The 17292-nt window shown below is 58.0% G+C and carries 16 protein-coding genes; 6 read left to right on the top strand and 10 right to left on the bottom strand.

The window, feature by feature from the left end; translation table 11 throughout:
• Positions 1-6: 6 nt before the first annotated feature.
• A complete protein-coding gene (gene queG / locus I9185_RS11250) occupies positions 7-1044 on the top strand; it encodes a tRNA epoxyqueuosine(34) reductase QueG (protein ID WP_210093102.1) in 1038 nt (345 codons plus the stop codon).
• A 72-nt stretch (positions 1045-1116) separates the two neighbouring features.
• Positions 1117-3120, top strand: coding sequence for a hydantoinase/oxoprolinase family protein (locus I9185_RS11245; RefSeq protein WP_171635257.1), 2004 nt, complete (start codon positions 1117-1119; stop codon positions 3118-3120).
• Between the two features lie 39 nt (positions 3121-3159).
• Here the strand turns inward: I9185_RS11245 and msrA are convergent, their stop codons facing one another.
• A complete protein-coding gene (gene msrA / locus I9185_RS11240; RefSeq protein WP_171635256.1) occupies positions 3160-3672 on the bottom strand; it encodes a peptide-methionine (S)-S-oxide reductase MsrA in 513 nt (170 codons plus the stop codon).
• Entirely contained in the window at positions 3672-4118 is a 447-nt protein-coding gene (msrB, locus tag I9185_RS11235; RefSeq protein ID WP_170345953.1) for a peptide-methionine (R)-S-oxide reductase MsrB, read from the bottom strand. The genes msrA and msrB overlap by 1 nt, the downstream gene beginning before the upstream one ends.
• A 145-nt stretch (positions 4119-4263) precedes the next feature.
• On the opposite strand from msrB, the gene I9185_RS11230 reads away from it, so the two are divergent.
• Positions 4264-4785 (top strand): glutathione peroxidase, encoded by a 522-nt coding sequence (locus I9185_RS11230; RefSeq protein WP_171635255.1) that lies wholly within the window; start codon positions 4264-4266, stop codon positions 4783-4785.
• Here the strand turns inward: I9185_RS11230 and I9185_RS11225 are convergent.
• On the bottom strand, positions 4761-5648 hold the full coding sequence (locus tag I9185_RS11225) for a DMT family transporter (RefSeq protein WP_210093101.1): 888 nt from the start codon (positions 5646-5648) through the stop codon (positions 4761-4763). The genes I9185_RS11230 and I9185_RS11225 overlap by 25 nt on opposite strands.
• Positions 5649-5830: 182 nt before the next feature.
• Between I9185_RS11225 and I9185_RS11220 the strand changes: the two genes are divergently transcribed.
• Entirely contained in the window at positions 5831-7027 is a 1197-nt protein-coding gene (locus I9185_RS11220) for a BCCT family transporter (protein ID WP_171635777.1), read from the top strand.
• Between the two features lie 201 nt (positions 7028-7228).
• Here I9185_RS11220 and I9185_RS20600 read toward each other — a convergent pair whose 3' ends face one another.
• From I9185_RS20600 to I9185_RS11195, 5 genes are all read right to left on the bottom strand, one after another.
• Positions 7229-7588 carry a CHAP domain-containing protein gene (locus I9185_RS20600; RefSeq protein ID WP_348539561.1) on the bottom strand — a complete coding sequence of 120 codons (360 nt, stop codon included), beginning with the start codon at positions 7586-7588 and terminating at the stop codon, positions 7229-7231.
• A 479-nt stretch (positions 7589-8067) separates the two neighbouring features.
• Entirely contained in the window at positions 8068-8355 is a 288-nt protein-coding gene (locus tag I9185_RS11210) for an HU family DNA-binding protein (protein WP_117871130.1), read from the bottom strand.
• A 130-nt stretch (positions 8356-8485) separates the two neighbouring features.
• Positions 8486-9949 carry an AMP nucleosidase gene (locus tag I9185_RS11205; protein ID WP_171635253.1) on the bottom strand — a complete coding sequence of 488 codons (1464 nt, stop codon included), beginning with the start codon at positions 9947-9949 and terminating at the stop codon, positions 8486-8488.
• Entirely contained in the window at positions 9946-11748 is a 1803-nt protein-coding gene (gene ade / locus I9185_RS11200) for an adenine deaminase (protein WP_209835602.1), read from the bottom strand. Before ade ends, I9185_RS11205 begins: the two co-directional genes overlap by 4 nt.
• A gap of 108 nt (positions 11749-11856) precedes the next feature.
• A complete protein-coding gene (locus tag I9185_RS11195; RefSeq protein ID WP_210093100.1) occupies positions 11857-12726 on the bottom strand; it encodes a LysR family transcriptional regulator in 870 nt (289 codons plus the stop codon).
• A gap of 112 nt (positions 12727-12838) precedes the next feature.
• Between I9185_RS11195 and I9185_RS11190 the strand changes: the two genes are divergently transcribed.
• The gene (locus I9185_RS11190) at positions 12839-13594 is read left to right on the top strand and encodes a class II aldolase and adducin N-terminal domain-containing protein (RefSeq protein WP_171723960.1); all 756 of its coding nucleotides are present in this window, start codon (positions 12839-12841) and stop codon (positions 13592-13594) included.
• Positions 13595-13651: 57 nt separating this feature from the next.
• Here the strand turns inward: I9185_RS11190 and I9185_RS11185 are convergent, their stop codons facing one another.
• Positions 13652-14284 (bottom strand): class I SAM-dependent methyltransferase, encoded by a 633-nt coding sequence (locus I9185_RS11185; protein WP_171635247.1) that lies wholly within the window; start codon positions 14282-14284, stop codon positions 13652-13654.
• An 88-nt stretch (positions 14285-14372) separates the two neighbouring features.
• Between I9185_RS11185 and I9185_RS11180 the strand changes: the two genes are divergently transcribed.
• Positions 14373-15218: an SDR family oxidoreductase gene (locus I9185_RS11180; protein WP_171635245.1), complete on the top strand. Its 846-nt coding sequence runs from the start codon at positions 14373-14375 to the stop codon at positions 15216-15218.
• Positions 15219-15223: 5 nt separating this feature from the next.
• Here the strand turns inward: I9185_RS11180 and I9185_RS11175 are convergent, their stop codons facing one another.
• The gene (locus tag I9185_RS11175) at positions 15224-16843 is read right to left on the bottom strand and encodes a choline dehydrogenase (protein WP_171635243.1); all 1620 of its coding nucleotides are present in this window, start codon (positions 16841-16843) and stop codon (positions 15224-15226) included.
• Positions 16844-17292 lie beyond the last annotated feature (449 nt).

Here is a 17292-nt window from a genome sequence, read left to right as displayed (position 1 = left end):
GGCCAGATGAAGAGCGGATCGGATCTTAAGGAAAAGCTGGTGCAACAAGCCCAGGCAGAGGGGTTTGTTGCCTGTCGCGTGTGCCGCCCTTGGGATGTTCCACAGGTGCCGAAACGCTTGCGGGCCTATCTGGACGCCGGGTACCACGGGCAAATGGGATGGATGGCCGAGCGCACGCATTGGCGTGGCGATCCTGCCGCCCTTTGGCCCGCGGCGCAATCGGTGGTCATGTTGGCCGAAAGCTATACGCCGGAACATGACCCGACGGAGATCTTGAAGCACCCGGATCGTGGTGCAATTTCCGTCTATGCGCAGAACAAGGACTATCATGATCTTGTCAAGAAGCGGCTGAAGCGGTTGGCGCGATGGCTGATTGCCGAAGCCGGAGGCGAGGTGAAAGTATTTGTCGATACCGCGCCAGTTCCCGAGAAGGCGCTGGGATATGCCGCCGGATTGGGGTGGCAGGGCAAGCACACCAATCTGGTAAGCCGCGAATGGGGAAATTGGGCCTTTATAGGGTCTGTTTTCACTACTCTGGACCTGCCGACAGACAATTCAGAGATCGATCATTGCGGGTCGTGCCGCGCCTGTCTGGACAGCTGCCCGACCGATGCGTTTCCGGCCCCGTATCAACTGGATGCACGGCGGTGCATTTCATATCTGACCATTGAACATAAGGGCCCGGTGGACCATGAGCTGCGCGGTAAGTTGGGCAATCGGATCTATGGCTGCGACGATTGTCTGGCGGCCTGTCCATGGAACAAGTTTGCCGTCGCAGCGAGCGATATGCGCTATGCCGCCCGTGACGATCTGAAAGCGCCCGGCTTGGAAGAACTGGCGGCGCTGGACGATGCCGCTTTTCGCGCAAAGTTTTCGGGCTCGCCGATCAAACGTATCGGCCGGGACCGGTTCGTGCGCAATGTTCTGTATGCCATTGGAAACTCGGGACAGCCAAAACTGAAAACAGTGGCTCAGCGTCTGTTGGAGGACCCGGATGAGACCGTGGCAGAGGCGGCGCGCTGGGCGGTGGAACAACTGTCATAATTGCCGCAAACAGGCTGGACGTGTCGTGCATAACCGCTAAACCCATCCACAGCGAACAGACAGGAGGACCCGATGACGTTGTCTTTGGGGGTAGATACGGGCGGGACCTATACCGACGCGGTGTTGATCAGGGATGAGAAAGAGGTCATCGCCTCGGCCAAGTCGCTGACCACTCGGGCGGATCTGGCGATTGGTGTGGGCAAGGCGATCTCGTCTGTGTTGGCAGAGGCGCAGGTCACACCGGATCAGATCTCGATGGCGTCATTGTCGACGACGCTGGCCACGAATGCTCTGGTCGAGGGGCAGGGTGGCCGTGTCGCGTTGATCTATATCGGGTTCAAGGACAGTGATCTTGAAAAACACGGGCTGAAAGAGGCGCTGAAGGGCGATCCGGCCCTGGTGATTGCCGGTGGGCATACCCATTCCGGTGGGCAAGCTGCCGCTTTGGATGTCGCAGCGCTTGAGGCCTTTTTGGATTCGCATAAGGGAATTTCCGGCTTTGCGGTTGCTGCTCAGTTCGCCACCCGCAACCCGGTGCATGAGTTGGAAGCGGCGCGCATAATCTCGGAAAGGACCGGGGCGCCGGTAACCTGTTCGCATCACTTGTCCGCCAAGCTCAATGGTCCGAAACGCGCGGTGACGGCTGTGCTGAATGCGCGGCTGATCGGGATGATCGACCGATTGATCGGGCGTGCACAGGATCAGCTGCATGCGCTGGGAATATCGGCGCCGATGATGGTGGTGCGTGGCGATGGCGCCCTGATGAGCGCGGAACAGGCCCGGGAACGGCCGATCGAGACTATTCTGAGCGGGCCTGCGGCTTCTATCGTCGGGGCGCGATGGCTTACCGGAGCGGACAATGCGCTGGTCTCGGACATCGGGGGAACGACCACTGATGTGGCGCTTATCCGGGACGGAAAGCCCGCGATCGATCCGGCCGGGGCGCAGGTAGGTGGGTTTCGCACCATGGTCGAAGCCGTGGCGATGCGAACCCACGGTCTGGGCGGTGACAGCCAGGTGCATGTTGTGGCCGAAGGGTTGCGGGGCGGTGTGTTCCTGGGCCCGCGTCGCGTGTTGCCCGTTTCGCTGATCGCGTCAGAAGCGCCCGACGTTGTGCATTCAGTACTGGATGAACAATTGCGGGCCACGACTGTGGGCGAGCATGATACGCGTTTTGCCCGCCGCGTGCCCGGCATCCATGCCGAAGGAGTCGGTGCGCGGGAAGAAAGCCTGCTGGAGAGGCTGGGAGATCGCGTTCTGCCCCTGAGCGCCTTGCTGCGGTCGCGGATGGAGAACGGGGCGCTGATGCGCCTGGTCGATCGCGGAATCATCCAGGTGTCTGGGGTTACGCCATCTGATGCCAGCCACGTGTTGGGGCGGGTTCGTGCCTGGGATGTCGATGCGGCGCGCAAGGCATTGGAACTGATGGCACGCAAACGGGTCGGGTCAGGGGATATGTTGGCAAACTCTCCCGAAGCGTTGGCACAGATGATCGTGGATCAATTGACGGAACAGACCAGTTTGACCTTGTTAGAGGCTGCTTTTGACGAAGAGCAGGTTGGTTTTGGTCTGCCTTCGCAAGACTTGGCGTGTCATGTGCTGACACAGCGCGGGTTGGCACAACACCGTGGGTTGCTGTCGCTGAGCGCTGCTTTGAATGTGGATGTGGTTGGCCTTGGGGCGTCGGCCCCCAGCTATTACCCTGCGGTGGGTGAACGGCTGCACTGCCGAATGATCTTGCCGGAACATGCGGGCGTGGCCAATGCGATTGGTGCTGTCGTGGGGCGGCTGACCCTGCGTCGCTCGGGCACGGTCACATCCCCGGCGGAAGGGCGATATCGTGTGCATCTGGAGGATGGCCCGAAGGACTTCGCCGCGTCAGAGGACGCCTTGGCCCTGTTGGAAAAGGTTTTGATGTCCGAAGCAGAGGGCGCAGTACGAGAAGCCGGCGCAGAAGACATTCGCGTGATCGTGGATCGTGACATCAAAACCGCGCGAGTCGAGGCAAAGGACGTTTTTGTCGAGGCCCTGATCACGGTCGAGGCAAGCGGGCGCCCGAGGGTGGCCGCAGGCTAGCCCCCCTGAAAGCTTCAGAGGGGCCGGGCAGGTGGTGCTTTATTCTGCTGCGCTTGAGCGTTTGGGCAGGACCCAATCCTGACGCGGGAAGTGGCAGGTATAGCCGTTCGGAATCCGCTCCAGATAATCCTGATGCTCTGGCTCGGCTTCCCAGAAGTCTCCGACAGGTTCGACCTCGGTCACGACTTTTCCGGGCCACAAGCCGCTGGCATTTACGTCGGCGATGGTGTCCAAGGCCACCTGTTTCTGGGTGTCATCCACGTAGTAGATCGCGGATCGATAGCTCATGCCGATATCGTTGCCCTGACGGTTGACCGTGGTCGGGTCATGGATCTGAAAGAAGAATTCCAGCAGGTCGCGATAGCTGATCCGAGACGGATCGAACCAGATCTCGATCCCTTCCGCGTGGGTGCCGTGATTGCGATAGGTCGCGTTGGGCACGTCACCGCCGGTATAGCCGACACGCGTACGCGACACGCCCGGCAGTTTGCGGATAAGGTCCTGCATCCCCCAGAAGCAGCCCCCGGCCAGTACAGCGCGTTGCTCGGTCATCAGATATCCTCCACATGAATCAGGTATTCGCCATAACCTTCGGCTTCCATCTCATCCCGATGAATGAACCGAAGCGAGGCAGAGTTGATGCAGTACCGCAAACCGCCATGTTCACGCGGACCGTCCGGGAAGACATGCCCCAGATGGCTGTCGCCGTGTTTCGAACGAACCTCGGTTCGGATCATGCCATGCGTGGTATCGCGGAACTCTTCGACATGTTCGTGCACGATCGGCTTGGTGAAACTGGGCCAGCCACATCCGGATTCGTATTTGTGGGTCGAGGCAAACAGCGGTTCACCCGATACGATATCCACATAAATGCCGGGTTCCTTGTTGTTCAGGTATTTCCCGGTGCCCGGACGTTCCGTACCACTGCGCTGGGTGACGTGAAACTCTTCGGGCGAAAGCGCAGCAATGGCCGTGGGGTCTTTGGTATAGCGAGTCATGGATCCTCCGGCTGAAGTAGTGTTTGCGCCATTATCTGGGGGCTGCGGGGTGGAAAGCAAAGCGATATTTCAAACCGCTCTCGCAGTCGTGCAAGTGATCTGAACAGCAAAGTCACGCGTATCTGAATAAAAGGGAGGACAAGACATGATGAGATTGCTGCTTTTGACTGCCCTGATCTTGCTGGGCCGCGCCGTTCAGGCGGCGCCGCTGACCGGTGAGTTCGACTCGATCGACGGAGGCACATTGGCCATCGAAGAGTGGCGCGGCCAACCCATCCTGGTGGTCAACACCGCGTCCCAGTGTGGGTTTACCGGGCAATACAAGGCTCTGCAAAGGGTGCATGAGGACTATTCCGGCAAAGGGCTGGTCGTTCTTGCGGTTCCGTCGGATTCGTTCAATCAGGAACTTGGGTCCGCGGAAGAGGTGAAACAGTTCTGCGAGATGAACTATGGGCTGACCCTGCCGATGACGGATATCACTCCGGTCAAAGGGGCTGACGCTCACCCGTTCTACAAGGCCGTTGCCGCGCAGACCGGGTTCACGCCCAAGTGGAACTTCAACAAGATCCTGATCAATTCTGAGGGTGAGGTCGCAGCGACCTTCGGGTCAAATGTCAAACCCGATTCCCGCAAACTGCTGTCTCAGGTCGAGGCCTTGCTGCCTTGAACGGGTTGGCGTGAAAGCTGAACCGCAAGAATGCCAAGGGTTGTAACGGTGACGCCAACCGCATCCATGGCGCCGAGTTTCTCGCCCAGCAGGATCGCCGCGATGGTGACCCCGAACACGGGGTTCAAAAAGTGGAAGGTGGCGGCTCGTACGGCTCCGATCCGGTTCAACAGCAGGAACCAGATCAATGTCGCCAGCAAACCGGGGAAAAGGGTTGTGTAGGTAAAGGCCAGCGCCAGTGGCAACGTCGGGTGGATGTAAATGGTTTCAAAGACCGGAGCAGCCGCAAACAGCGCGGCTGAACCAACCAGCATCTGCAGGCCGACGACCATCATGAAATTCCCGCCGGATGTTGCACCGCGAACGGCCAACGTTGCGAAGGTCAAGGCAAGAGCACCCACACCGCAAAGCGCGACGCCGAACATATCAACGCCCGCGCTGATCCGGCTGATCATGATAAGGGCGACTCCGGCGAAACCGGCGAACAGACCCAAAACACCCAGTGGCCGCAGCTTTTCGCCGAAAATCAACCACCCCGCCAGCGCCACCAACAAGGGCATGGTGGATGCGATTATGGCCGCGACCGAAGCCTCGACCGTTTGCATCGCATAAAAATTTAGACCCAAATACAGGGCATTTTGGCAGATCCCGAACAATATCGTTGCGCGCCACTGGTTTCGGGTCAGGTGCCAGCTTTGCCCCATCGCGCGTGCAATCATGACCCCCAGAACACCAGAGATCAGAAACCTCAAGGCCAGCGAAAACAGAGGGGACGCATCCGCCACGATAATACGCGCCGAGGTAAAGGCAGATGACCAGATCAGGGCAAATGTCAGCCCCATGGTTATGGCGCGCAGATCCATGGAGACCCCCTGTCACTTTGCGCGGACTGTTCCTGATTTTGGGATCGGTCGCAAGCGGTGCGCGTCAAAAAAGACACATGCGTGATGCAAGAAAAGTCTTGCGCATGTTTATATTGATTGACCAGCCAATTAAAGATATCGGCGGCAGGACCTGACATATCAAGGGAGGTTTGTCGGTGCTTCTGGAGTACATTCTATCGTTCGGCGTCCTGCTGGCATTGGGGCTGGTCGCTTTCTTCGTCGTGAAATGGTGGAACCTGCGCTGTGTCGGCGTGACACCGGTTCATCTGTTCACGTTCATCGCGATTCTGTTCACATCCGGCCTGGATGTCGGCCTGATCATGTTTCCACTGACCGAATTCGGAGGATACGCCGATGACCCGGCCTATGCCTTTGCCAACCCGCTGGCGATCGAGTTCGGATTCTGGGGTTTTCTGATCTGGGCCTTCTATTTCCTGACGGCCTTCTACTTCTGCGTGATCGAACCCCGCGTGAAGTTCTTTGAGATCCCGCTGGTCAAGCTGATCAACAACGTGGTGATCATTGGCACCTGTGCCTTCACCGCCAGCCTGTTCCTGATCTACCTGCCCGGCTATCTGCCCGAGGTCGGCGATGGTGAATCCGTCGTTACCACCTTCTACATCATCGTGTTTGTCGTCATTCTGGCGGCGGCCTATTCCTCGACCGATCTGAAATACGTTCGCATCCTGTCCGTCGGTTCGACCTTTTTGTTCCTTGCCCTGATTCTGGGCATGTGGGCAGCCGCAGGTATGGGCGTGACCGGGTTTGTGGAAACCGGCAGAAATATCGGCGCCTATTTCGCCAACCTGCACAAGTTCGTCCTGCCATTGACCGACTATCACGCGTTCTACCTGTTCTGGTGGTTTGCATGGTCGATCATGATCGGACAGTTTACGTCGCGCTTTGTGGGTGGCCTGACCACGTGGCAGTTGCTGGCGGCGCTGTTGATCTTCCCGTCGATCCCGCTGGGGATCTGGTTCACCGTTCTTTACTATTACCACCTGAACGACATCAGTACCGCTGGCATCACCAACATTGCGATGGTGATCGTGGGTGTGACGTTCGTGATCAACTCATTGGACTCGCTGATCCGTCTGTACACAGACAACCTGAACCTGACCGTCGAGCGGTTCGGAAAGGCGATCTACGTGGCGGGCAACGTCGCACTGCTGTTTGTCCTGACCCTGTTGTTCCAAAGCCAATGGCTGCAAATCCAGTGGATCGGAGCAGTCGTGGTTGGACTGTATCTGGCTTGCGTCGTCTATATCCTGATCACCAAACGCCAAGAGGTATTGAGCATCGACTCGATGCCAGAAGATCGTGATCTGGACTTCCACAAGGTTGAAACGGTCCACTGACCGGACCAGAGACACGGAACAGAAACGGGCACCTCTGGTGCCCGTTTCAATTTTTACCGACAATATCGCAGCTTTGGACAATCTGCGGGCTTTTCAACCGCGCGACATCCCAACCCGGGCGGCGGCCGCCTTTACGGTACGATCAAAAGGAATGTTGCCCGCGCTGCGATCAACTCAACCGTGAAATGAAGTTGGGCAAGGCTATTCGTCAACCGCCGGATAGATGAACCCGTTTACAGGGTAGGGATTGCCGTAGTGGCCCGGTTGGCTTTCAACCCGAACCAACGTCCAGTCATTGTTTTTGGAGACGTCCCTGACGCCCATCTTCAACGACACCTTGTTTCGGTGCCAGTTGGCATGATTCACGATGACTTCCCGGTCGGTGACGATATCGGATACGACAGCCACATGGCCCAGGGGCATTCCTCGGGTCGCCCGAAACGACATAACCGCACCAACAACCGGTTCCTTGCCGCGCTCAAACACTTGCTGCGCCCGTCCCCACCAGTCTTTCGCATTGCCGCGAATTTCAATACCGCTGAGGTCTCGGGCGTAGGGCACGCACCATACTCTTTGACCTCTGGCCCGCTTTTTCGAGACCTCTTGCAGCGCCATCAACTGGCGTTCAGGGTCGAGATTCGCATTGGTGGTGTTTTGCGCGCAGGCAGAGACAAGAGTGATAAGACCCACCGCAATCGCGGAACGGGCGCTGCCGGACAAGCGCGGCCAAGTTGTTTTCTTTTTACAGACGCTGTTTTGCAAGATATTTCATTGCCGGTTCGAAGACTGACGAAGTTGTAAGGTGATCAGACAAGTCTTGAAAAGAGGCCCGCAAACACCATGGCAAGATTTTGCCAGTTCTCTGACCCAGGTTCAGGTCAATGGCTGCCCTTGAAGGCGCATTCTCACCTTGGTGGCGAATACCGGGCCGAAATATGTTGTGCGAAACGGGTTCAAAACCCGCAGGCACAGAATATTCAAGACGATAGAAAAAAGAGCCCCCCAAAGGCGGCCCTTTATCGTTGGCTAAAAAGTTGAAATCAGCCGTTTACGCTGTCTTTCAGTGCCTTGGCGATGGTCATTTTCACAACCTTGTCGGCTTCCTTGGTGAAGGTTTCACCAGTGGCCGGGTTGCGGACCTGACGCTCGGGCCGCTCGCGGCAGTAGATTTTGCCGACGCCGGGCAGGGTCACTGCGCCACCGGCCGAAACTTCGCGGGTAATCAGGCCGGTGATGGCCTCCAGCGCAGAGTTTGCGGATTTCTTGTCGGTTCCCATTTCCTCAGCGAGAGCAGCAACCAGCTGAGTCTTTGTCATAGGCTTTGCCATTTCTTGGTCTCCTTAACGTGCCCGATCTATAGGGCCTCACCGCGTAACTGTAACGGGATATTGTGGCCAAACACAACGAATAGTAGCGCTGAAACCCCTAAAAATATGGGGAAAACGTTGCTTTTTTGCGTCAGAGGAAGGCCGTTTCGTCGAAGGAGCGCAGTTTCCGGCTGTGCAAACGCTCCAACGGCATGCCGCGCAGATGCTCCATCGCTTTGATGCCGATGGCCAGATGTCGGCTGACCTGAGTGGTATAGAACGAAGACGCCATGCCCGGCAGCTTCAATTCTCCGTGCAGGGGTTTGTCCGACACGCACAGCAAAGTGCCATACGGAACGCGGAACCGATAGCCGTTCGCGGCAATGGTGGCACTTTCCATATCCAGCGCGATTGCCCGGGATTGGCTGAGTCGCTGGACCGGGCCGGACTGATCACGCAATTCCCAGTTTCGGTTGTCGACCGAGGCCACAGTGCCCGTCCGCATGATCCGTTTAAGCTCATACCCTTCCAGTTCCGTCACCTCGGCCACGGCGTGTTCCAGCGCCACCTGAACTTCTGCCAGAGGCGGGATCGGCACCCAGACGGGCAGATCGTCATCCAGAACCTTGTCCTCGCGCAGATAGGCGTGGGCCAGAACGAAATCGCCCAATGCCTGCGTATTGCGCAACCCGGCGCAATGGCCAACCATCAGCCACGCGTGCGGGCGCAGAACGGCGATATGGTCGGTGGCGGTTTTTGCATTGGATGGGCCAACACCGATGTTCACCAAAGTAATCCCCGAACCATCTTTGCGCTTCAGGTGATAGGTCGGCATTTGCGGCAGTTTCAACGGTTGTTCGATAGGTGCTTTGGGGTCCGTGATTTCGGCATTGCCGGTTGAAACAAAGCTGGTATAGCCGCTGGCAGGGTCCGCCAATTGTTCTCGAGCGTAGTTTTCGAATTCCGAGACATAGAACTGGTAGTTCGTAAACAACACGTGATTCTGAAAGTGACCTGCATCGGTGGCGGTGTAGTGCGCCAATCTGGCAAGCGAATAATCCACGCGCTGGGCGGTGAAAAGGGACAAGGGCCCAACAGCATCCTCATGGACATGCACGCCATTGACGATGTCATCATTGGTGGTTGTCAGGTCCGGAACATCAAACACATCGCGCAGGGTGAAGTCGGCTGCGCCCTGATGAGGCACGACCAGATCGGGATTGTTTGCCACGGCAAAATGCACCGGAATCGGTGTGTCCGACGCCGCAATTGTCACAGGCTGACCATGGTTCTTGATTAACAGGGCAATCTGTTGGGTCAGGTAGGATCTGAACAGATCCGGGCGCGTCACCGTCGTGGCATGAACACCAGGTTCAGACACATGGCCAAAGCTCAGGCGGCTGTCGACTTGGGAATAGGTCGAGGTTCTGATGCGAATTTCCGGATAATAGGCTCTGAATCGTGCGGCAGGTGCCCCATTTTCCATGGCGTCCGCAAAGCTGTCGCACAGGAAATTGGTCGCCTGCACGTACAGCTCTTCCAACCGGGCGACAGCGGCGGCGGGATCGGTAAACTGTTCTGGCGCGGGTGCTTGTGGTGTCAGGAGTGTCGTCATGCCAATGGTTCCAGAAGTTCTATTTTTTCGAATGTGCGTACGTCGACCAACCCGAGATCCGATATTCGAAGCTCGGGAATCACGACCAGCGCCAGCAAAGAATGCTGCATGTACGCGTTGTTCAGATGGCAGCCGCAGTCCTGCATCGCCTGCACCATCCTGTCGGCCTTGGCCGCGACTTCGGCGGCGGGACTGTCGGACATCAGGCCTGCGATCGGCAGTTCGACCAGCGCCAGTTCCTGCCCGTCCCGGAACAAGGTGATGCCACCGCCCACTTCGGCCAGACGGTTGGCGGCCAGCGCCATCTGATCGCGGTCCGTACCGACGACGATCATGTGATGACTGTCATGCGCCACGGTCGAGGCCATGGCCATTTTTCCCTGATAGCCAAAGCCCGAAACAAAAGCGTTGGTGACGCCCCCGGTGGCCCGGTGCCGCTCGACCAGCGCGATCTGGCACACCTCGCCTTCGCCCTCGACCAGCCCGCCAATGATCGGCAATTCGGCCTTCAACGCCTTGGTCGGGGCCTGGTTTTCCACCACGCCGATGACGTTGGCCTGAACTTTGTTGGCCCCTTCCGGTGCCTTGATCTCAAAATCGGCCGACGTCAGCGCATGCCCCAGATGAACGGTATGGCGCGATTTTTCGGGCCAGTTCAGATGTGGACAATCCACTTTGATTGCACCGTTTTCCGCGACAACCTGCCCGCGGGCTATCACCATCTCAACCGGCAGTTCGGCTAGATCCGAGCTGAGGATGATATCCGCCCGCCGCCCCGGAGTAACGGAACCGATCTCGCGTTCCAGCCCGAAATGCGTTGCCGTGTTGATCGTGGCCATTTGCAGCGCGACCAGGGGGTCGCATCCGCAAGCAATGGCATGGCGCACGACGCGGTTCATATGCCCGTCATTCACCAATGTGCCGGAATGACAGTCATCTGTACAAAGAATGAAGTTGCGCGGATCCAGCCCTTTTTCTGTCACGGCCGTAATCTGGCTTTCCACATCATACCAGGCCGATCCCAGACGCATCATCGAGCGCATCCCCTGCCGAACCCGTGCAATGGCGTCGGCCTCGCATGTGCCTTCGTGATCATCCGCCGGGCCACCCGCCACGTAAGCCGCAAAATCAGGCCCTAAATCAGGAGAAGCATAGTGCCCTCCGACCGTTTTCCCGGCCCGTTGAGTGGCTGCAATCTCGGCCAGCATCTTGGGATCACCATGGATCACGCCCGGGAAATTCATCATCTCGCCCAGCCCGATGATACCCGGCCAGTTCATCGCCTCGGCCACGTCTTCGGGCGTGATTTCATAGCCTGTCGTCTCCAACCCCGGTGCGGAAGGCGCGCAGGATGGCATCTGAGTGAAAATATTGACCGGTTGCATCATGGCTTCGTCATGCATCATGCGCACGCCGTCCAGACCCAGCACATTGGCGATCTCATGCGGATCGGTGAACATGCTGGTCGTTCCATGCGGGATGACGGCACGGGCGAATTCGGCTGGGGTGAGCATCCCGGATTCGATATGCATATGCGCATCACACAAGCCGGGCAGAATGTAGCGCCCTTGTGCTTCGATGATTTCCGTATCCGGCCCCACGCAATGCGAGGCATCCGGTCCGACGAATGCTATGCGCCCGGCAACAATCGCCACAGAATGATCCGGCAGCAATTCGCGGCTGTGTACGTTCACCCAGGTTCCGCCCTGAATGACCATGTCCGCCGCCTCGCGTCCGGCTGCAACTGCGATCAATTTGGGGGCGACATCGGGCCAGCTTGGGAAAGGTGTGTATTCCATGGCTCAACTTTCACGAATGCGTCAGCGGGTGCAACCCCGGTTCTTCGATGTTGGGGATTCCTCATACATGTTGGGCACGTCTTTTGGTTCTTGCGCGTGCGTTTCCTATTACACCTCAGACCCGATCTCACGCCGCATCCAGTTGGCAAAGGCCACGGCGCCGGGTGTGTCCTCGGCCTGCGGGGACAGCAGCAGATAGTAGGACTCGGGCATTCGCGCACGGTGCTTGAACGGCGCGACCAGCTGACCGCGCTTGATCAGATGACTGGCGATCGTGTCATGTGCCAGGCAAAGACCACCGCCAGCCATGACCGCTGACAGGCAAACCAGATAGGTCGTCGCGTAGGTTATCGACGGATTTTCCCAATTCAGACCCTGATCTTCCGCCCAGCTTGGCCAGTTGGACAGCAAGTTGGAGCAGTCGAACAGTGGCTGTTCCTGGAGGTTTTCCAAGCATACCGAATAGTCTGGTGCGCAGACCGGATAATAGTGTTCGGTGCGCAGAATTTCGGTTCGGACCGTGTCGGACGGACGAAGCGAGAACCGAATCTCGACCGCTGCGCCTTCGGCCATTTCGCGCGGTTCCCAAAGCTCGGTGAAGACGTTCAATTGAACATGCGGATGTTCCGCCCGAAATGCCGGCAGGCGCGGGGCCAGCCAGTTGACGGCAAAGCTGATGTTGCATTGCACTTGAACCGCGTTTGGTTGCGCACCGGTAACCGCCCGGGTTCCGCGCATCAGTGTCCGGAAAGCCTCTCGCACGACTGGCAGATAGGTGATTCCGGCCTCGGTCAGTTCCAGAGCTTTGGGGCGGCGCAGAAACAGTGGCTGCCCCAGATGCCCTTCCAGAGATTTAATCTGCTGGCTGACGGCGCTTTGCGTCATGTTCAGGTCTCGTGCCGCGCCGGTAAACGAGAGATGGCGCGCGGCGGCTTCGAAAGTGCGCAACCAGCCCAGCGGAGGAAGCGAGTTCTGCATCTACATAACCTCGGCATAAGTTCAGCTAATGGGATAGTTGCGTTTTTTTCGTTGGTCAAACTGCCAGGCCCCATGCAGGTTTGGCCACGACCAGCCGCGAAAGGAGCCAAGCATGAGCCTCACCAGTCTTCGTCCCAATATCGACCATTGGTCCGAGCGCGTGGATATGGCCGCCACCTTCCGCTGGACTGCCCGGCTGAACATGCATGAGGCGGTTGCCAACCATTTCAGCCTGGCGGTCAACGATGACGGCACGCAATTTCTGATGAACCCCAATCAGGTGCACTTTGCGCGCATTCGTGCTTCGGATCTATTGTTGCTGGATGCCAATGACCCGAATGTGATGGAACAACCTGGCGCGCCGGACCCGACGGCCTGGGGGCTGCACGGTTCAATCCACCGCCACTGCCCGCATGCGCGTTGCGTCATGCATGTGCATTCGATCTTTGCGACTGTTCTGGCCTCTTTGGCCGACAGTTCATTGCCGCCGATCGATCAGAACACGGCGACCTTTTACAACCGTTACGTGGTAGATGAAGAATTCGGAGGTCTGGCCTTTGAAAGCGAGGGTGAGCGCTGCGCCGGGATGCTGTCCGATCCCAGGAAGAAGGTCATGATCATGGGCAATCACGGTGTTCTGGTCATCGGCAGCGACCCTGCGGATGCCTTCAACAGGCTTTATTATTTCGAACGCGCGGCCGAAACCTACATTCGTGCCTTGCAGACCGGGCTGCCCCTGCGCGTCTTGTCGGATGAGATTGCCGAAAAAACAGCGCAAGAGCTGGACGACTATCCCGATCAGGCCGAAGCGCACCTGCGTGAGATCAAAGCGATCCTTGATTCTGAAAGTTCGGACTACGCGACCTGAGGCAAAGCGATGCGCATGGTCGAGGCGGGTGGCCTGATTGTATCCGAATAACCGGTTTCAAACCCGTTCAAACAAAGCGATCAAAGCGGTGTCATCCTTGTTGGGGCCAGCCGCGAGATCTCCGTATATGCGGACTTCGGGCAGGGTCAGGTTGCGAATCTGATCCTGTTCCAATTCACGGAAAGCGTCGGCAAAACCCAGTTCCTTGAAATGGCGCGCATTGATCGAAAGGGCAAACTGCGCCCCGTGCCGGGCCACGCGTAACAGCGCGGGCAACACCTCGGGGCCCAAATGACCATGTGTGAACGTACCGGATGAAACTATGCCGGAATAGCTGTGGCGCGGAACGGGGATGCCCTGTGTCAGATCAGCCTCGATCGCGTCCCGGTAAATATCCTTGCGCATCGCCTGATCCAGCATCTCTGCGCTGATGTCGGTTGCATCAATGGGTCCGACGCCAAGCGCCGACAGCACCGCGCCGCACAGGCCGGTTCCTGCTCCGACATCCAGAACGGGCCCCTGACCACCCGCGCCGACAAATGCCCGCGCCGTGTGTGTGTGAAGCTGATAATCTTCGCGCGCGGCGAAACCGTCATCATAATCTCCTGCCCATTCCGCATAGAGCTGCCTGTTCTCGTCCGGAGAACTCAGCGCATAGGCCGAATGCAGGTCAGGTGTCTTTTTGCTCATGGCCAACAGAAAGGCGCAATCGAAGATTCGATTCAAGTGCGTCCATGCGGCGCTTGCATCCCGGTACGACGCAGATCATCAAAGGGGCATGACCAAGACACTCTTTTCATTCGGCCATGGCTATTCTGCCCAAGCCCTGTCCCGAAACCTTGCCCCGAAGGGCTGGAAAATTTTTGGCACGACGCGAGACCGTGAAGGGACGGATGCAATCCGGGCCTCTGGCGCCGAGTCGCTGATCTGGCCGGGTGAGGCACCGAACCTTGATGGGGTGACCCATTTGCTGATCTCGACGGCGCCAGATGAAGCGGGTGATCCAGTGTTGGCGGTGCTGGGCGATGAAATCGCCAAGCGGTCCGGTCAGTTCGATTGGGTGGGCTACTTGTCGACAACGGCCGTCTATGGCGACCATCAGGGTGGCTGGGTGGATGAGGACACGCCGCCCACACCGACCGCCAAGCGCGGAAGATGGCGTATGCTGGCCGAGGAGCAATGGTCGGCCATTCCGGGCCTGCCTGTTCATATCTTCCGTCTGGCGGGTATCTATGGGCCGGGGCGCGGTCCGTTTTCCAAGCTCAAGCGTGGTGGATTGCGGCGCATTATCAAACCGGGGCAGGTGTTTTCGCGCATTCATGTGGAAGACATCGCGCAGATCCTCGAAGCCTCGATGATGAAGCCGAATCCGGGAAGCATCTACAATGTATGTGACGATGAACCGGTCCCGCCGCAGGATGTCATAGGATACGCAGCCGAGTTGCAGGGTTTGCCCCTGCCTCCTGCGGTCCGGTTCGACGACGCCGATCTGACGCCGATGGCGCGCAGTTTCTACAACGAAAACAAGCGGGTTCGAAACGACCGGATCAAGGAAGAACTGGGTATTGATCTGATCTATCCCAATTACCGTGTCGGGCTGGAAGCCCTGATGAAAGGCAAGTAACGTCTTTACATCGCCGCCGCTTTGATCATGTCCGCCGCTTTTTCGGCAATCATGATGGTGGGTGCGTTTGTATTGCCCGACACCAATGTCGGCATCACCGAGGCATCGACGACCCGCAGGCCTTCAAGCCCGCGCACGCGAAGCTGGGGGTCGACGACCGCCATTTCGTCCGCGCCCATTTTGCAGGTGCCCACGGGGTGATAGATCGTGTCGGCGCGGGCGCGGATGTGCTCCTCCCAATCCTGATCGGTCTGGGCGGTATCAGTGCCGAAAAGCTCTTTGTGCCGGTACTTGGCCAAAGCCGGCGCGTTGAGGATATCCCGCGCCATTCGCGCTCCTTTGATCATGGTTTCCAGATCGCGTTTGTCCGACAGAAACGCCGGATCGATGGCGGGCGCCGCCGTGGGGTCTGCGCTGTTCAGGCCTACGGCCCCCCGACTTTCCGGCCGCAGCTTGCAAACATGGCAACTATACCCGTACCCGTAATGCAGTTTGCGGGCATGGTCATCGACCATAGCGATGGTGAAATGCAGCTGAATGTCGGGACGCTCCAGATCGGGGGTGGTTTTCAGAAACGCTGCGCCTTCGGCAAATGGCGTAGCCGCCATCGAGACGCCCGTCTTGCTCCACCGTTGAATATGTCGCAACAACCGCGCTGCCCCTGCCGGGCCGATACCAAAATTGTCGGTGTCTGTGGTTTTGAAGATCAACGCGAAATCCAGATGATCCTGCAAGTTTCGTCCCACGCCAGGCAGCTCGTGGTGAACCGCGATTCCGTGCGGATCAAGGTCGCTTTTTGCGCCAACACCTGAAACCTGAAGCAGTTGCGGCGTTTTCAAGGCCCCTGCGCACAGCAGGACTTCGCGTTTCGCCCGAATTGTGATGTCTGCGCCCTTGCCTCTCACCCGGTATACAACGCCCGTTGCGCGCTTGCCCTCAAAGCACAGCCTTCTGGCATGTGCATGCGTGATGACCGTCAGGTTCGGTCGGCCGGAAACCGGGAAAAGATAACCAGCTGCCGCGGAACACCGTTCCCCATTCTTTGCCGGGTCGTGAAACTGGGTAACCTGATATAGACCGACGCCTTCGTTGTCGCCCCGGTTGAAGTCTTCGGTATGGCGGTGTTGCAACTGCTGTGCGGCTTGAATGAACGCATGGGTGATTGGACGAGGCTCTTTTTGCCGTGAAACCTGCAACGGCCCGCTGTCACCATGCACGCTGTCGGCGCCAAGCTCATTGTTCTCGGCCCGTTTGAAGTAAGGCAATACACTGTCCCAGTCCCAGCCGTCGCAGCCCAGATCGGCCCAGCCATCATAGTCCTGCCGCTGACCTCTTACATACAACATGGCGTTGATCGCGCTCGAGCCGCCGAGTGCCTTGCCGCGCGGTTGATATCCTCTGCGCCCCTTCAGACCGGGCTGCGGGACCGTTTCAAAGGCCCAGTTGTTGATTCTGGGACGCCCCGGAAGTGCGGTAACAACAGCCGCAGGCATTCTGACGAAAAGGCTTTTCCCACCGCCACCTGCTTCAAGCAGGCAAACACTTGTGGATGGATCTTCGCTCAGGCGGTTGGCCAGAACCGATCCGGCCGAACCGCCGCCTACGATGATATAATCGAAATCCATGCTGTCTTGCGCACCTCTTGCGGCGTTTTCGTTTCTTTGACTGGTCGGGCAGGGTTACCACCTTCCCGGTGAGAGTGCGTTAATGGAGCAAAAAAACAACTGTGACCCAAAGTCAGTATTTGCGTAACCCAGCCTTTTCTTGATGGTCAGATCCGGGCTGTACGCAAGGTGCAGAAAGGTTTTGCAGATCGTTTCTGTCTGCCGAACCCCTCGATTCCCCCGCAAGGGCAAGTTTTGGGGTTCCTTCCTGGGATATCCGCACGTTCCAGGCGGTCTGAAGATCTTGATTTGTTAATGTAACTTACTGTTTTAATTAACAAACACAAGAAATCGATGCGAAATGCAAAGTTTTTTGAAAATGGGGGTTGCAGGTCTCAGGCCTAATCCGTAAATACCCCTTCACCGGCGCTGCTGAGGCGCTGGGACGCGGCGGAAGCGGCGGTTACGCT

The sequence above is a fragment of the Ruegeria sp. HKCCSP346 genome (genome assembly GCF_017872595.1).
Lineage (GTDB): Bacteria > Pseudomonadota > Alphaproteobacteria > Rhodobacterales > Rhodobacteraceae > Ruegeria.
Note: the sequence above shows the minus strand (reverse complement) of the source record. Positions and strands in the feature narration are given on the sequence as shown.

What these genes read in the sequence shown, in the direction of transcription:
- queG (WP_210093102.1), top strand. Translation starts at nt 7, where the DNA reads ATGAAGAGCGGATCGGATCTTAAGGAAAAGCTGGTGCAACAAGCCCAG.
- I9185_RS11245 (WP_171635257.1), top strand. Translation starts at nt 1,117, where the DNA reads ATGACGTTGTCTTTGGGGGTAGATACGGGCGGGACCTATACCGACGCG.
- msrA (WP_171635256.1), bottom strand. Translation starts at nt 3,672, where the DNA reads ATGACCGAGCAACGCGCTGTACTGGCCGGGGGCTGCTTCTGGGGGATG.
- msrB (WP_170345953.1), bottom strand. Translation starts at nt 4,118, where the DNA reads ATGACTCGCTATACCAAAGACCCCACGGCCATTGCTGCGCTTTCGCCC.
- I9185_RS11230 (WP_171635255.1), top strand. Translation starts at nt 4,264, where the DNA reads ATGATGAGATTGCTGCTTTTGACTGCCCTGATCTTGCTGGGCCGCGCC.
- I9185_RS11225 (WP_210093101.1), bottom strand. Translation starts at nt 5,648, where the DNA reads ATGGATCTGCGCGCCATAACCATGGGGCTGACATTTGCCCTGATCTGG.
- I9185_RS11210 (WP_117871130.1), bottom strand. Translation starts at nt 8,355, where the DNA reads ATGGCAAAGCCTATGACAAAGACTCAGCTGGTTGCTGCTCTCGCTGAG.
- I9185_RS11205 (WP_171635253.1), bottom strand. Translation starts at nt 9,949, where the DNA reads ATGACGACACTCCTGACACCACAAGCACCCGCGCCAGAACAGTTTACC.
- ade (WP_209835602.1), bottom strand. Translation starts at nt 11,748, where the DNA reads ATGGAATACACACCTTTCCCAAGCTGGCCCGATGTCGCCCCCAAATTG.
- I9185_RS11195 (WP_210093100.1), bottom strand. Translation starts at nt 12,726, where the DNA reads ATGCAGAACTCGCTTCCTCCGCTGGGCTGGTTGCGCACTTTCGAAGCC.
- I9185_RS11190 (WP_171723960.1), top strand. Translation starts at nt 12,839, where the DNA reads ATGAGCCTCACCAGTCTTCGTCCCAATATCGACCATTGGTCCGAGCGC.
- I9185_RS11185 (WP_171635247.1), bottom strand. Translation starts at nt 14,284, where the DNA reads ATGAGCAAAAAGACACCTGACCTGCATTCGGCCTATGCGCTGAGTTCT.
- I9185_RS11180 (WP_171635245.1), top strand. Translation starts at nt 14,373, where the DNA reads ATGACCAAGACACTCTTTTCATTCGGCCATGGCTATTCTGCCCAAGCC.
- I9185_RS11175 (WP_171635243.1), bottom strand. Translation starts at nt 16,843, where the DNA reads ATGGATTTCGATTATATCATCGTAGGCGGCGGTTCGGCCGGATCGGTT.